The following is a 14,922-nucleotide window of genomic DNA, read 5'->3' as shown; positions in this document are numbered from 1 at the left end:
CTGTAACGGATGAACCGTGAATTTCACTGCCTGCGCATCACACTCAACCATCACGCATCCGGCCAATCCGGATCGACCGTATGCGCCGGAATCGGTATTTCGTCGATCCCGTAGGCCGAGGTGAGCGACTCTTCCGCGTTCGTTCCCGCCGCTCCGGCCAGCTCGCCGCCGTGCGCCGAAGCGATCTCGATCGCCGAGACCAGGTCGTTGCCGTCCAGGCGGATGTTTACCCCGCGTCCGTTCCGCTCCGGTTCGTATCCGAGCTCCTGCAACAGGGAGAACGCGAGGGCCGCCTGATGCTCGTCGGGAAAATCAAATCGGACTCCATTGCCGCGCGCCACGTTCAAGCTCCTTCCCGTCGTGGATTTGATGGCGGCTATACCATTCCCCGATCCTGCGCAAAACATACCCGCCCCAAGCCCGCGCCATTCTTCTTCACCCGCGCCGTCCTGCCATGTGCGGTCTAACTCAACTTTCCGGCGTTTCCCGGACCTCCGCATCCCCGGTTTCCCCTGCGCCGCTCCGGCGCTTCGTGACGGCGAGATCCATCATTGCCGCGTTGATCAGCGCCCACAGCCCGACGCCCGCCGGAACGGCCGGGAGCAGCCCCGCCCAGCCGGCGAACTGCCAGCCGGCGACGGCCGCGAACCATGCGGCCGCCGGCAGCACGAGCCAGAACCGCGACAGCGATGCGCCGCGCCGGATCGCCGCCTCCTCCCAGCGGAACTGCGCGATGAACGGTTCGTCCATCCATTCCCGCCACTCCCGCTGCATCCAGGAGCCGAGAAACATCATCAGCAGCGCCGCCAGGATGAGCGACAGCCACCCCGGCACGGAAACAAGCGCAAAAGTCGAGATCGCGAGGAGCCGGAAAACTTGCCCCAAATGCCGAAATTGCCTTGCGAACGACTTGATCCGCATCTCGGCCAGCATGGCGCCGGGATCGGAAGAACGCAGGATGCGCCCCGAACGCGGAAACAGCGCCGGCCGTTTCCACTTCGGCACCGGCTTCTTCTCCACGACGGCGGAGAGCAGAAAATCTGCCGAAGCCGCCCGGGCCTGCCGCTCCGCCGCCAGATCCGCCTCGTACCCGCTGCGCCTTCGCAGCACGCAGGCGATGGCAGCCGCCCACATGGCGAACGCAATCGCCGTACAGCAGCCCATCACCGCAAGGCTGCCGTCCGCCGTCAGCACGGGCGTCACGTAGAACGCGATCAACGCGCAAGCAAGGGCGGTGTCCGCCGTCCACAGCTTCCATCCGCGCAGCCGCGAGGCGGCCAGCCGGACGACCGCGGCCGTAAGCAATCGGCAGGCCAGCGTGTAGACGGCCCACAGCACGAGGCCTCCCGCATCGAAGGCGTCGTGCAGCCTGAGCCACGGCAGCAGCAGCGTGAACAGCAGGGCGGTCGTGACCGCCTGAACGGCCAGCGTGTAGACGGCGCCGCCCAGCCTGAGCGTCCGGATCCAGCTCGGCCGCTGCAGCAGGATCAAGACATCCGCCTCTTCCAGAAACGTGCGCAGCCGCCCCGCGAACATCAGGAGCACGAAGAGCACCAGCGCGAGTTCGGGCGGCAGCGCCTTAAGCCACGCCGGAGGCTCGCGCAGCATCTCGAGCCACAGCCCGCCCAGAATCCATCCCCCGGGCACCACGATGTACAGCAGGACCGTCCAGTCCCCCACCGTCTTCCAGATCCGGAGCTGCTCCCGCCAGAAACGGATGATCCGCGCAAGGAGCAGCCGGCCAGGCGTCCAACGTTTCATGTCCATTGTCATCTTTTCGTCAGCTCCAGGAAGCAGTCGAACAGCGGCGCCTCCTTGCCCAGCCCGGCCTGCTTCCGCACATCGTCCAGCCCGCCCTGCGCGACGACCGTGCCGCCGTCCATCAGCACGAAGCTGTCCGCGATCCGCTCGGCCGTATCCAGCACGTGCGTCGACATGAGAATGCCGGCGCCGCGCCGCCGCTCCTCCTCGAGCATGTCGAGCAGATCCCGCACGGCATGCGGGTCCAGCCCGATGAACGGCTCGTCGACGATGTAAAGGTCCGGTTCGAGCATGAGGCCGATGGCGAGCATCATTTTCTGCTGCATGCCCTTCGAGAACTTCGCCGGCAGTTCATGCCGGTGGTCCAGCAGCCGGAACCGCTCCAGCAGCCGTTCGGCCCGGGGCGCGAACACCTCTTCCGCGAGGCCGAACGCAGACGCGGCCAGCCGCAGATGTTCCCACAGCGTGAAATACTCGTAGAAAACCGGCTGCTCGGGCACATAGGCGTACCGCCCCGTCCCGGACCGGCTCGTCCCGCCGGACTGCCCTGACGCTCCGGAATGCGCGGACTCGCCGGGCTGTGCGGACGCTCCGGACCGCCCCGTTTCCCCGCCGAAGCGGATGTCGCCGTCCACCCAGGCGAGCAGGCCGAGCACCGACTTGATCGTCGTGCTTTTGCCCGCGCCGTTCGGGCCGATCAGCCCGACCAGCTTCCCGGCTTCCACCGCGAACCGCACGTCGCGGATGACGGTCTTGCCGGCTTCATAGCCGGCGGAGCGGATATCGACCGCAAGCCGGATTTCCCGGTCCGCACCGTCCGTCGCGGAACTTGACCAATCCTTCATCAAGGCGCCCCCTTCTCCGGAATGATCCAACAATCGGCTTCTGACCTGAAATACGAAACAACCGCCGTAAGGTTTCGTAATGGTTGCCATTCATTTCAAAAAGTGATATCATATAAATATCAAAACCATATCGCATCCGAGAAGGAGGCCACGCCATGAAAGAGAGAAAGGCATGGAAACTGAACGGTTTTGTCGCGCTGCTCCTTGCGGTCGTCCTTGTGGTCGGGGGCTTGTTCGTCCTGGCCTCGAGCGGTTCGGACGCCCCGCACCCGGCAGCCATTTTGGCCGCCGTTGTCATGATGTTCGCCGCCTTCATTATTGTCACTTCGCTCGTCATCGTCCATCCGAACGAAGCGAAAGTACTTACCTTCTTCGGCCGGTACGTCGGCACGCTTCTCGAAAGCGGATTCTGGATGACCGTCCCGTTCTCGAGCCGCAAGAAAATCTCCCTCCGCGTCCGCAACTTCAACAGCCAGCGGCTCAAAGTAAACGATGCGGAAGGCAATCCGATCGAGATCGGCGCCGTCGTCGTCTTCCGGGTGGTCGATACGGCCAAGGCGTCGTTCGACGTGGACAACTACGAAGAATTCGTCGAAATCCAGAGCGAAACGGCCATTCGCCATATCGCGACCCAGTACGCCTACGACTCGTTCTCCGAGGAAGCGGCCGTCTCGCTGCGAAGCAACACGGATGAAATCGCGGAGCAATTGTTGCGTGAGCTGCAGGCGCGGCTGGATGTCGCCGGCGTGCAAATCCTTGAAACCCGGCTCAGCCACCTCGCCTACGCGCCGGAGATCGCGAGCGCGATGCTGCAGCGGCAGCAGGCGATGGCCATCGTCGCCTCGCGGCAGAAAGTCGTCGAAGGCGCCGTCGGCATGGTGGAGATGGCGCTGCGCAAGCTGATCGAGAACGGGATCGAGCTGGACGACGAGCGCCGCGCCGCCATGGTCAACAATCTGATGGTCGCCATCGTCTCCGACCGTTCCGCGACTCCGGTCATCAACACCGGAACGCTCTACTCGTAACCATCCGTCATGGCCAGTACGAAAAAAGCGTTCCCGCTGCGGCTCGATCCCGACGTCTACCGCGCGATCGAGCAGTGGGCGAACGACGAATTCCGCAGCGTGAACGCGCACATCGAATATTTGCTCCGCGAAGCCTTGTACCGGTCCGGCCGGCTGAAGCGCCGGCCGCCCGGCACGCTGCCCGATGGCACAGACGGCGAGCCGCCGACCTCGTGAACATCTTCGCAGCATGACGAAAGCCCGCATCCATAGGATGCGGGCTCTCTTGTCTTGCAACCGGGGATCAATGCGAAGGCATGCCTTGCACCGCCTGGGCGGTTGCCTGTTCCGGCGGCTGATGCTTGAAGATCGTCGCCAGCGCCGCCGTTCCGAGCACCATGGCGAGCGCGGAGGCCGCATACAGCACCTCGATCGGGAACCACGCCTTCAGGCTTCCGCCCGTGGCGATCATGACGACCATCATGCCCATGAACATCGGGTTGAGGACGCCGTTCACGCGCCCGACGATCGACTCGTCGGACCAGCGGAGAATCATGGTGCTGATTCCGATATGAATGGCCGGGAACGAAAGTCCCCCGATAAACTGCAAGGCCAGCGTCAGCCAGATCTGTTCGGACAGACCGATCCCGAGCGTGGTGACGGCGCCGACGAACATGCCGAGCGCGAGCAGCTTCTGCGGCAGGATGCGGCGCGACAGCGCGGCCATCAGCCCGCCGCCGATCAGCATGGCGACCCCGTTCACCATCATCAGGAACTGCAGAAATTCCTTCGTTTTCCCGAGCTTCTCCGTTACGACAAATACGCCGAGCGGCTGCACCATGCCGACCCCGATGCCGGCAAGCGCGAACGTGAGGCCCAGCGTGCGGAGCACCGGGCTGCGCCAGACATACCGAAAACCTTCGGCCAGTTCCTTCCAGAAACTTCCCGCTTGCTGCGGCGCTCCGGGAACCGCCGCCTCTCCGCCGGTTTCCCGGCCTGACGGCGTCTCCGGCAGCCGGATCAGCACCGCGGCGGACAGCAGGAATGCGACGCCCATCACCGCGATCGAAGCGTTGATGCCGAACTCGTGGTACATCCAGATGCCGAGCGACGGACCGCCGACCATGAAAATGGCGACCATCGACTGGAAGAACGCCATCGCCTGCTGCAGCTGATCCGGACGCAGATGAATCTTGAACATGCGCATCGCGGAAGGCTGCGAGAACTGCGACAGAATGGACGACACCAGCGTCGCGAAGAAAATCATCTGCCACACGCCCGCGGCGAGCGTCGCCAGCACGACGAAGACGGATAAAGCCGACAGGAAATCGCTCCAGATCATCGTCCGCTTCGGCCGCCACCGGTCCGCGAACGTCCCGCCGATGAACGAGAACAGGAAGATCGGAAGGAATTCCGCCACATAAATCAGTGCGATCGCGACCGGGTCCGAATTCGTCATATCGGTCACATACATCAATATGGCAAAGTTGCGAACCCAGATTCCGATTTGCAGCAAGACGTTCGACAACAGGATGGTCTGGAATAACCGGTTGCCGAACAATCCGCCCGGTTTCGCTCCGGTTGCTGCGGAAGACATGAGGAATACGCTCCTTTCCTACTACCGTTGATTCTGTTGATGCTGCGGGAAGCGACGGCTTCGGGACCACCTCCGTCCCGAGCATCAGGTTTCCGATTCTACACCTCTTGATCAGAAGCGTCAAGACGTTTAAATGGTAAAAAATTTATTGCAATCAAATTCAACCGTCTCACAAAATGAGGAGCCCTGATGGACTCCCCAACGGTTCGACATCCCGCTCAACCGCTCCATTTCCACATTTCGGAAACCTTTGTTATCCACAAATTCATCCACACTATCCCCTGAATTGTGCATCAATTCACGCGATACTGACGGTTTTCTGGTCTTAGAACGGCGCGGTTTTCATCATTTTCACGCCGCGACCGGCCGAAGGATATGAATTTCACCCATATTGTCCACATTATCCACAATTCGCTTGTGAAAAACTTGTCCCCGTTTGCAAAACAACGGCATTCGAAACCCCGTCTGCATTGGCTGCGTTTACACACATTTTTCAGTGGATATGTGGATAACTTTGTGCACACTCGGGATCATCGACGGTTGAACAGGCTGTCCTCCTTCTCTTCTGAGCGCAAAAAAGACGGGCGGGCCAGCCCGTCCGGCTGATCAGCCCGTCTGTTCCGACGGTTCGCGGACGCCCGTTCGGATGACGACCTGGTTGCACGCACCGACGAACGCCTGCGCCACCGCGAGGATGATATCCTTGTGGATCGCCGTGCCGCGATAGCGCCGTCCGCCGTGCAGCACCGTCACGATCGCCTCGCCGTGCGCGTCCTCGCCCGAAGACAGCGAGTGGAGCTCCAGATCCTCGAACTCGGCTGCGACCGGAATGACCTGCTTGATGCAGTTGATGACCGCTTCGATCGGTCCGGCGCCCATGGCGGAGCAGGTGTGCTCTTTGCCGGTGCCGCCTTCGCGGATCGTCACGGACGCGATGCGGGCGCGCTGCGTGCCGGACAGCACCTGCAGGTCGACCAGCGTGTACGGATCTTCGTGGCGGTCCGTCGACTCGCCGATGATGCGCAGGAGCTGGTCGTCGGTGACGATTTTCTGCTCGTCGGCGACCTTCTTGAATGCGGCGTACACTTCGTCGAGCTGCTCACCCCTGAGCTCGATGCCGTACTCCTCCGCGCGATGCTTGATCGCATGGCGGCCGGAATGTTTGCCGAGCACGATCATGCTGCGCGGAATGCCCATCGCTTCGGGATCCATGATCTCGTACGTGGCACGGTTCTTGAGCAGGCCGTCCTGATGGATGCCGGATTCGTGCTGGAACGCGTTGCGGCCGACGATCGGCTTGTTGAACGCTACCGGGAAATGCATCATCCGACTGACGAGCCGCGAAGTGTTGTAGATTTCGGCGATGTCGATGCCCGTCTCGGCCTTCAGCGCGTCCTTGCGCGTCTCGATCGCCATGACGAGCTCCTCGAGCGAGCAGTTGCCCGCCCGTTCGCCGATGCCGTTCACCGTCACCTCGATCTGCGTCGCCCCGCCGCGGATCGCCGCGAGGCTGTTCGCGACCGCCAGCCCCAGATCGTTGTGGCAGTGCGCGCTGTAGCGGACGCGGTTCCCGCCCCTTGCCTGCATGCGGACGGTGCGGAACAACGCCTCATATTCGTCCGGCATCGCGTAGCCCATCGTGTCGGGCAGGTTGATGATCGTCGCCCCTTCGGCGATGACCGCCTCGACCATTTCGATGACGAACTCGATCCCCGACCGGGTCGAATCCATCGGCGAGAACTCGATCTCGTCGACGAACTGCTTCGCGTACGCAACCATCTCGCGCGCGATCGCCAGCACCTGCTCGCGCGTCTTGCGCAGCTGGAAGTCGAGGTGGATGTCCGACGACGAGATGAACAGGTGAAGCCGGCGGCGCGCCGCGTCCTGCGTCGCCTTCACCGCGGCGTCGATGTCGCCGCGCACGGCCCGGGCGAACCCGACAATCTCCGTGCCCTGCAGCTCGCGGGAAATCTGCTGCACGGCGGCGAACTCGCCCGGGCTGGAGACCGGGAACCCCGGCTCGATCGCGTCGACGCCGAGCTTCGCCAGTTGGCGGGCGATGATGATTTTCTGCTCCGGCTCGATCGCGGCGCCGGGCGACTGCTCGCCGTCGCGCAGCGTCGTGTCGAAAATCGTAATGCGCTTCATTTCACTCGGTTTTGCGGATTTGGTCATCGTGAACCCCTCCTGAATGTTTTTTTGGCAGAATCAAAAAAAGCCCGCCGTCTCTGAACATTCGTTCAAGAGACGACAGGCCACAGGTCGGCATGCCGCGGTACCACTCTTGTTGACGCGCCCCTTGCGGGCCGCGTCCCCTCCGCGCCGGCGGCGAACGGCTCGGGTCTGCTGCAGTCAGACCTGGTGCGAGCCTGTTTCGCCGCCGGCAACCGTGTAACGGCGGTCAACCCGTGCCGGACCTATCCCGGCGCGGCCGTACGCTCCGCGCCGGTGTCAGTCCGCCCGCTCCCGGGCGAGTTCGAGCGATGCCTTCGGCTGCGTCGCACCGGCCCGCAGCTCTCTGCGCCCGCCTTCCGCCTTGCGGCGGCCGGCGGCTGTTCCGTCACCGCTCTACTGCTCCCGTTCATCGCGTTTCTTTGAGATCCGCTTGTTTCGTTCCGTGCGGCGAGGCCTCAACATCAAGAAAGCCTGCCGTCTCCGATTGCTCAAGAGACGACAGGCTTCGTGCCCGCGCGGTACCACTCTTGTTGACGCCCGTGCCGGTACGGCCGGCGCGCCCACCTCACGCATGCCGCGCCATCCGGCGCAAGCATGCACCCGATTACGGGGGTCAACCGTAACGGCGTAGTTGGCGGCTCTCGCGCCGTCCGTTCCGCCGCTCCGCTCCCAGGCGAGATTCAGGTTCACCTTCGGCTGCGTCGCACCGACCCGCAGCTCTCTGACCGGCCCGCGGCTTGAATCGCCCGGCCGGCATCCCGGCAGCACCCTACTGTTCCTGTTCATCGCGTTTGTGATGTGTGCAGTGGATATTGCTGTTCATTATATTCCCGCATCGGCAATTTGTCAATTCAAAACTTTCTGTTTTTTTTGTCGCGGGGACCCTCAGATCCGCACCGGACAAACCGAAATCGTTCGACAGAACCAGACGGCTTTTCCTGTTTTGGCAATTCCGACAGGGTTCCCAACCGGGCGAAAATCCGTTACGCTATGAAAACGGATGGTTCCTTCGGCAGTCCGGGCAACCGGCGCTAGATTCAGAGAAAGGTGGAGAAGCGATGCAGAACGACTTGCACCTTCAGGCAACCGGCGCAGACCGCGCTTCACGCGCTTCCCGCAGAAGCCGATCCGCCTCGAAAGCGGCCGTCCTCCTGCTGACGATCATCTGGCTTCTTCTGATAGCCGGCGGAGCTGCCGGCGCCGCATGGTACGCCGGCGAGCTGCAAGCCCGCATGACGGCCGACATCGAACAGCAGACGGCGGCGAAGATTGCAGCCATGCAGCAGGAAGTCGAAACGCGGATGACCGAGCTCGAAGCCTCTTTTCGCGCCGAGATCGACACCGTCGAAGCGAAAGTGAACGCGCTGAACGAACTGCTGACGTTCGCCCGCGACAACGCGAACGAAGATACGGACAACAGCAATCTTCTCTATACGCAGCTCAATGAAGTGAAGGCGAAGCTGGAAGAATTGCAGAAACAGCTGGATGTGTTGAAATGAACCGTCTGTTGCAGCCGCGAACGATCCATCGATTGTTTCTGCTGGCCGCCGCTCCTTTTCTCGGGATGGGGATCTGGCTGGCGGCTGCGGGCCCCGGCCTGACGCTCTCCCTGTCGGATGAAGCGTATCCGGAGTTCAATCTGCCGGCCCCTCCGGCAGCCGGAACATTGACGGAACGCGTCGCGTCCGGACTCGACAAGGCGATCGGGCTGGCCGGCGAGACGAACGAATCGATTCGAAAGGAAGCGGAACTGTTCGACAAAGCGTCCGCCGCAGCCGGACGGCTCGCGAAACTTGCGGCCGCCCAGGTCGGCAAGCCTTACGCGATCTACGACCGGCGCATCACGGCAAGACTCGGCACGCCGGTCGAAGAGGTGCGCTCGAACCGGATAACGGCGCAGTTGTTTCATGTGAAGGCGCAGCATTTCAACGGATACGCCCTGAAGGTGAAGCTGAAATCGAACCAGGCGATGAGGATGGTGCTCGGAAAGGACACGTACGGCGGCGCGGAGACGACGCTGTCTGCCGTCAAGCGGCTGGGCGCCGTCGCCGGCGTGAACGCGGGAGGCTTCGCGGACAAGAAGGGCAAGCGCTATCCGCTCAGCACGACGATCGTCAACGGCAAGTATGTATCGGGTTTTGAAGCGTCCTACAAAGACCTGTTCTTCGTGGGCATGAACGACAAGATGCAGCTGATCGGCGGCAAGTTTAAGTCGCAGGAAGAATTGGACAAGCTGAACCCGCAGTTCGGCGCGTCGTTCGTGCCGATCTTGATGAAGAACGGCCGCCCCCAGCCCATTCCGGAGAAATGGAAGACGACGCCCCGGCGCGCGCCGCGCACCGTGATCGCCAACTACAAGGACGACCAGCTGCTCATTCTCGTCGTGGACGGTTACGACGAGAAAGGCAGCTCCGGCGCCACGCTGGAGGAGCTGCAAATTCTGCTGGAAAGGTACGGCGTGAAAGACGCCTACAATCTCGACGGCGGCGGCTCGTCATCGCTCGTGTTCAACGGCCGCGTCATCAACAAACCGTCCGACGGCGAGCTGCGCAAGCTGCCGACCCACTTCCTGTTCTTCAAGTGACGATAAAGCCCGGCGGATGCGGATTGGGCCGCACCGGCCGGGCTTTCGTTCTAATCTTTCACCGACCACGCTTCAAGGGACAGGAGCGGATCGGCTTTCGCGTCGAGCGGCGTAAATTCGCCGCGCACCCATTTCAGATGGGCGGCGGCGCCGATCATCGCGGCGTTGTCCGTGCAGAGCGAGAGCGGCGGGATGAGTAGCGGCAGTCCGCGCGCCTCGCAGGCCGCCGTCAACGTCCCGCGCAGCCCGCGGTTCGCGGCGACGCCGCCGCACAGAAGCAGCTGCCGGGCGCCGAATTCCTCCGCCGCGCGCAGCGCTTTCGTCACGAGCACGTCAATGACCGATTCTTGAAATCCGCGCGCCAGGGCGGGCCGCATCGGCGGCTCGCCCTTCATCCGCGCCTTGTTGATCTCGGCGAGCACGGCGGATTTGAGACCGCTGAAGCTGAAGTCGTACGATTCGGGCTCCAGCCATGCGCGCGGCAGCTCGTTCACGTCGTCCGCCTCCATCGCCAGCCGGTCGATGTGCGGCCCTCCCGGATACGGGAAATTGAGCGCCCGCGCCACCTTGTCGTACGCCTCGCCGACCGCGTCGTCCCTCGTCCGGCCGATGATCCGGAAGCTTCCTTCCCGCTCGAGAACGACCAGTTCGGTGTGCCCGCCGGAGACGACGAGCGCCACCGCGGGATAGAGCATTTCGCCGATCAACCGGTTGGCGTAAATATGCCCCGCGATATGATGCGTGCCGATCAGCGGCACGTCCAGCGCCAGCGCCAGCGCCTTGGCCGCCGCAAGGCCGACCAGCAGCGAGCCGACCAGCCCCGGACCCTGCGTCACCGCGACGGCGTCGACATCCTTGAGCGACAGACCGGACTCGGCCACCGCTTGCTCCATCATGAGCGTGATCGATTCCACGTGTTTGCGCGAGGCGATCTCCGGCACGACGCCGCCGAACCGGCGGTGCGTCTCGACCTGGCTGGACACCAGGTTGCTCAGGACTTCCTTGCCGCCGCGTACGACGGCGGCAGACGTCTCGTCGCAGCTCGTCTCGATGGCCAGTATGACGCCGCCCCCGGAGCCGCATGTGCGGGCCGCCGTCATGTCGTTCCGCCTCCGGATGCGAGATCCGCCCACATGATGTACGCGTCCTCCTGATTGTCGGTGTAGTAGCGGGGTCTGATCCCGTTCTGTTTGAACCCCAGTTTGCGATAAAGGTTTTGCGCCACTTCGTTCGACACCCTGACCTCCAGCGTCATCGACCGGGCGCCCTGTTCCCTGGCCGTCTGCATGAGCCGGCGCAGCAGCATCTCGCCGTAGCCGCGCCCGCGGTACTGCGCGCGCACCGCGATGTTCGTCACGTGCGCTTCGTCCATGATGACCCACATGCCGCCGTAGCCGATGATCGATTGATCCAGCTCCATCACCGTGTACCGGGCGAAATGGTTGTGCCGGATCTCGTTCACGAACGCTTCCGCCGACCACGGCACCGTGAACGCTTCCCGCTCGATGGCCGTAATCGCCGGCACGTCGGACAGCAGCATCGGGCGGAACTCCGGCACCTTCACGGCGCTGTCGCCGCTGCCTTGCGCTTCACGCGCGCGTTCCCCCATCGTCATCCCTCCTGCCGCCCGGCGAGAAGTTTCGCCTCCGCTTCCGCGAGCTGCGTGTAGTTGGGCACCAATGCATGCGGATCGTCGGCTTCGCCCGCGGCGAGCCGCCGGATGCCGAGCTCCGCAATGGATCGACCTTCCATGACGGTCGGGCAGACTTCGATCCGCACGCGGCCGTTCAGCCGCTCCCCGAGCTGTTCAATGCTCGCCAGGTGCAGCGACGGGTCGCCGACGAACCGGATGCGGCGCGGGCGCTCCCGCTCCCCCTGGCTTTCCGCCTGCTCCGCCAGCTCATCCGCCCATTCCCGCATGAGCCGGATGCCGTCGGCCGCGAGCCGCCGCCAGCCGCCGCCGGATGCGAACCGGGCGGTGTACACCTGGCCCCGCCGCGCGTCCATCAGCGGCACGATCCATTCGGGAGCGGAATCCGCTTCCGTTCCGCCGTCGCCGGCCGCGCCAAGCGCCAGCGCCTCGAGGCTGGACACGCCGGCGAGCGGCACGCCCCACGCCCAGGCCAGCGTCTTCGCGATGGTCACCGCGATCCGCACGCCGGTGTACGACCCCGGGCCGCAGCCGACGGCGATGCCGCCGAGCTTGTCCGGCGTCACGCCCGCCGCGGCGAGCACGTCCTTCACCATCGGCACGGCCAGCACCGAATGGCTGCGCTCCACGATCGACCGGTCGTCCGCAAGCACGCGGCCTTCCCCGACAACGGCGACGCAGAGCGCGGAGGTCGACGTATCGAGCGCCAATACCGGCTTGCCAAAACCGGCGGATGCGATGTTCGTCATTCGCCGCACACCCCTTCCTCCGCCAGCCGCCGGCACCAATCCGCATACGGCCGGCCCGCGCCGGTCAGACGGATGGTGCGCGCGCTGCCTCCGGCATGTTCAATCGCAATCGCCAGATGCGCGGGCGGAAGCAGATCCGGGATCAGACTCGCCCACTCCACCAGCACAACGCCTTGTCCATAAAAATAATCGTCCAGCCCCAGCTCGTCCGCCTCGTCCTGCGACAGCCGGTAGACGTCCATATGATACAGGGGCAGCCGCCCGTCCTCATATTCCTTGATGATCGTGAACGTCGGGCTGTTCACGACTTCCCGCACGCCGAGCGCCCGGGCGAACGACTGCGAGAAGAACGTCTTGCCCGCCCCCAGATCGCCGTCCAGCGCAATGACCGTGCCCGGAGCCGCCCAGCCCGCGAGCCGTTCGGCCAGCCGCGCCGTGCCGTTCTCATCTTCCGCGCGCCATACCGCCTGCGCGGCATCCATCTTCTGATCGTTCACGGCCGTTCACCGTCCTTCTCCCTGACCGTCAATACGCACTTATTATAGCGGCCGGGCCATGGGCGATCAACAAAGGCCGCGATCAGGTTCCGCGCGCCGACCGTCCGCATCAGTGAATATCTTTCTTCTTGAACCGTCCGCCTTTCACATCGTGGATGTTGCCGATGGCCAGGAACGCGGTCGGATCCATTTCCTGCACGATGGACTTCAGCTTCGCTTCCTCCAGCCGCGTGATGACGCAGAAGATCACCCGCTTGCTGTCTCCCGTGTACGCGCCTTCACCGGCCAGATAGGTAACGCCCCGTCCGAGCCGGTTGATGATGGCCGAACCGATCTCCGTCGCGGCGTCGCTGATGATCCAGACCGCCTTCGACTCGTCCATCCCCTCGATTGTAATATCGATCGCCTTGTACGCGATGAAATACGCGATCAGCGAATACATGGCGCTGTCCCATTCGAACACGAATCCGGCTGACGTCAAGATGAAGAAGTTGAAGAACATGACGACTTCGCCGACCGAGAACGGCGTCTTCTTGTTGATGAGAATCGCCACGATCTCGGTGCCGTCCATCGAACCGCCGAACCGGATGACGAGGCCGACGCCGACGCCGAGAATGACGCCGCCGAAGATTGCGGCCAGAATTTTCGTGATCGTGAGCGGCGCGATCGGTTCGAACAGGAATGTGCAGAGCGACATCACCGAAACGGCGTAGAGCGTCGAGAGGGTGAACGTCTTGCCGATCTGTTTGTACCCGAGGAACAGAAAGGGGAGATTGATGAAGAACAGATAAAGCCCGAGCGGCACGCCCGTCAGTTCGTGCAAAATAATGGAAATACCGGTGATGCCGCCGTCGATGACATTGTTGGGAACAAGAAAAATTTCGAGCGCAACGGCCATCAGGACGGCGCCGATCGTCAGCATGACGATGCGTTTTGTGATTTCTGCCGGCCTGAGGCCGGAATGCTGCTGTGAGGCCATCGATTGTCTTCCCTTCCACGGCGTTTGGACTGACATCTATTATTTTAACTTTTCGCCGTGAAGAAAAAAAGAGAAAGCCGGCAGCGATCGCCGCGTCCCGGACATCTTGTGCCCGCGCCCCGGCCCGCTCCCGGTTGCCGCCGCATCCGGTCCCGAATTTCAGCCCGCCGTGACCCCGCGCTATTTCGGAATGCCCAGCATCCGATCAATCGTGACGAACCGAACGCCGTCTTTGCGCAGCTTGGCGATGACCTCGGGCAGCGCCTCGACGGTGCCTGTCAGGTCTTCGCCGGTCCCGCCGGCCGAATGCTGCAGAATGATCGACCCCGGCTTCACATGCGCCAGAATGTTCGTCGCGACCTCCTCGCGGCTTAACGATTTCCAGTCGAGCGAGTCGACGTTCCAGCCCACGATCTTCCGCTTCTGGCTCGCCAGCCATTTGATCTGCTCTTCGGTGATGTTGCCGTACGGCGGCCGGACGAAGCTCGGCGTATAGCCGGTATATTGCCGGATCAGCCGGTCCGTTTTGCGGATTTCCTCGCGGAACCGCTCGTCGGACAGCTTCGGCAGATTGGCGTGGCTGTAGGAATGGTTGCCGACGACATGCCCTTCCGCGACGATCCGCCGCATGACGTCCGGGTGCGCCTCGATCCGGTTGCCGACGCAGAAGAACGTCGCCTTCACCCCTTCGCGCTTCAGGACGTCCAGCACGCGCGGCGTAAACACGTCGTCCGGGGCGTCGTCGAACGTCAGCGCCACTTCGCGCTTGTCTCCGGACCCTTGCAGCACGAAAGTGCTCGGATATTTCGCGCGCAGGTCGGCCAGCGTCAGCGGCTTCGGCTCGCGCAGCTTGCGTTCCGGCCCGTCCGCGAGGTTCGGCGTATCGTCCCGTTTCGACTGCATGCGGACGCCGCGTTCGTTCTTCTCTCCGGCCTGTTTCGCGCGGATGCCTCCGTCGCCGTCTGCGCCGTTCCCGCGCTTCATCTCCGCGCAGCCGGCGAGCAGCGCAAGAACCAGCAAGGCGGCGAGACAAGACAGCCAGGTCAGCCGTTTCACATTCTTCGCGCCGATGCGCATGCC

15 protein-coding genes are annotated in these 14,922 nt (G+C 63.3%); 4 read left to right on the top strand and 11 right to left on the bottom strand.

Annotation, left to right across the window (positions count from 1 at the left end; all coding sequences use genetic code 11):
• Nucleotides 1–50 precede the first annotated feature (50 nt).
• The 3 genes from C6W55_RS13405 to C6W55_RS13395 form a co-directional block, all read right to left on the bottom strand.
• Nucleotides 51–341, bottom strand: coding sequence for a hypothetical protein (locus C6W55_RS13405; protein ID WP_015255799.1), 291 nt, complete (start codon nt 339–341; stop codon nt 51–53).
• Between the two features lie 127 nt (nt 342–468).
• Nucleotides 469–1,761, bottom strand: a complete 1,293-nt coding sequence (locus C6W55_RS13400; protein WP_286893121.1) for an ABC transporter permease — start codon at nt 1,759–1,761, stop codon at nt 469–471.
• Nucleotides 1,762–1,769: 8 nt separating this feature from the next.
• A complete protein-coding gene (locus tag C6W55_RS13395; protein ID WP_286893120.1) occupies nt 1,770–2,606 on the bottom strand; it encodes an ABC transporter ATP-binding protein in 837 nt (278 codons plus the stop codon).
• Between the two features lie 155 nt (nt 2,607–2,761).
• Here C6W55_RS13395 and C6W55_RS13390 point away from each other — a divergent pair, with 155 nt between their 5' ends.
• Nucleotides 2,762–3,631, top strand: a complete 870-nt coding sequence (locus C6W55_RS13390) for an SPFH domain-containing protein (RefSeq protein WP_286893119.1) — start codon at nt 2,762–2,764, stop codon at nt 3,629–3,631.
• A 9-nt stretch (nt 3,632–3,640) separates the two neighbouring features.
• Entirely contained in the window at nt 3,641–3,847 is a 207-nt protein-coding gene (locus C6W55_RS13385) for a type II toxin-antitoxin system antitoxin (protein ID WP_015255803.1), read from the top strand.
• 67 nt (nt 3,848–3,914) lie between these two features.
• Here C6W55_RS13385 and C6W55_RS13380 read toward each other — a convergent pair whose 3' ends face one another.
• Together C6W55_RS13380 and C6W55_RS13375 are read right to left on the bottom strand one after the other, a co-directional pair.
• Nucleotides 3,915–5,207, bottom strand: a complete 1,293-nt coding sequence (locus C6W55_RS13380; protein ID WP_286893118.1) for an MFS transporter — start codon at nt 5,205–5,207, stop codon at nt 3,915–3,917.
• Between the two features lie 606 nt (nt 5,208–5,813).
• Complete coding sequence (locus C6W55_RS13375) at nt 5,814–7,355, bottom strand: 2-isopropylmalate synthase (RefSeq protein WP_483316364.1); 1,542 nt, start codon at nt 7,353–7,355, stop codon at nt 5,814–5,816.
• Nucleotides 7,356–8,440: 1,085 nt separating this feature from the next.
• On the opposite strand from C6W55_RS13375, the gene C6W55_RS13370 reads away from it, so the two are divergent.
• Nucleotides 8,441–8,881, top strand: coding sequence for a hypothetical protein (locus tag C6W55_RS13370; RefSeq protein ID WP_213483833.1), 441 nt, complete (start codon nt 8,441–8,443; stop codon nt 8,879–8,881).
• Nucleotides 8,878–9,966, top strand: coding sequence for a phosphodiester glycosidase family protein (locus C6W55_RS13365; RefSeq protein WP_286893113.1), 1,089 nt, complete (start codon nt 8,878–8,880; stop codon nt 9,964–9,966). Before C6W55_RS13370 ends, C6W55_RS13365 begins: the two co-directional genes overlap by 4 nt.
• Nucleotides 9,967–10,016: 50 nt before the next feature.
• On the opposite strand, the gene tsaD is transcribed toward C6W55_RS13365, so the two are convergent.
• The 6 genes from tsaD to C6W55_RS13335 form a co-directional block, all read right to left on the bottom strand.
• Nucleotides 10,017–11,066, bottom strand: coding sequence for a tRNA (adenosine(37)-N6)-threonylcarbamoyltransferase complex transferase subunit TsaD (gene tsaD, locus C6W55_RS13360; RefSeq protein WP_286893112.1), 1,050 nt, complete (start codon nt 11,064–11,066; stop codon nt 10,017–10,019).
• Nucleotides 11,063–11,575, bottom strand: coding sequence for a ribosomal protein S18-alanine N-acetyltransferase (gene rimI / locus C6W55_RS13355; RefSeq protein WP_213483830.1), 513 nt, complete (start codon nt 11,573–11,575; stop codon nt 11,063–11,065). The genes tsaD and rimI overlap by 4 nt, the downstream gene beginning before the upstream one ends.
• A 2-nt stretch (nt 11,576–11,577) precedes the next feature.
• The gene (gene tsaB / locus C6W55_RS13350; RefSeq protein WP_213483829.1) at nt 11,578–12,366 is read right to left on the bottom strand and encodes a tRNA (adenosine(37)-N6)-threonylcarbamoyltransferase complex dimerization subunit type 1 TsaB; all 789 of its coding nucleotides are present in this window, start codon (nt 12,364–12,366) and stop codon (nt 11,578–11,580) included.
• Complete coding sequence (gene tsaE, locus C6W55_RS13345; RefSeq protein WP_286893158.1) at nt 12,363–12,848, bottom strand: tRNA (adenosine(37)-N6)-threonylcarbamoyltransferase complex ATPase subunit type 1 TsaE; 486 nt, start codon at nt 12,846–12,848, stop codon at nt 12,363–12,365. Before tsaE ends, tsaB begins: the two co-directional genes overlap by 4 nt.
• A 124-nt stretch (nt 12,849–12,972) precedes the next feature.
• Entirely contained in the window at nt 12,973–13,842 is an 870-nt protein-coding gene (locus C6W55_RS13340) for a YitT family protein (protein WP_213483827.1), read from the bottom strand.
• Nucleotides 13,843–14,022: 180 nt separating this feature from the next.
• Entirely contained in the window at nt 14,023–14,919 is an 897-nt protein-coding gene (locus tag C6W55_RS13335; RefSeq protein WP_286893108.1) for a polysaccharide deacetylase family protein, read from the bottom strand.
• Nucleotides 14,920–14,922: the final 3 nt, after the last annotated feature.

The organism is Thermobacillus sp., assembly GCF_003390775.1.
GTDB lineage: Bacteria > Bacillota > Bacilli > Paenibacillales > Paenibacillaceae > Thermobacillus > Thermobacillus xylanilyticus.
This window is presented reverse-complemented; position numbering and strand designations above follow the sequence as displayed.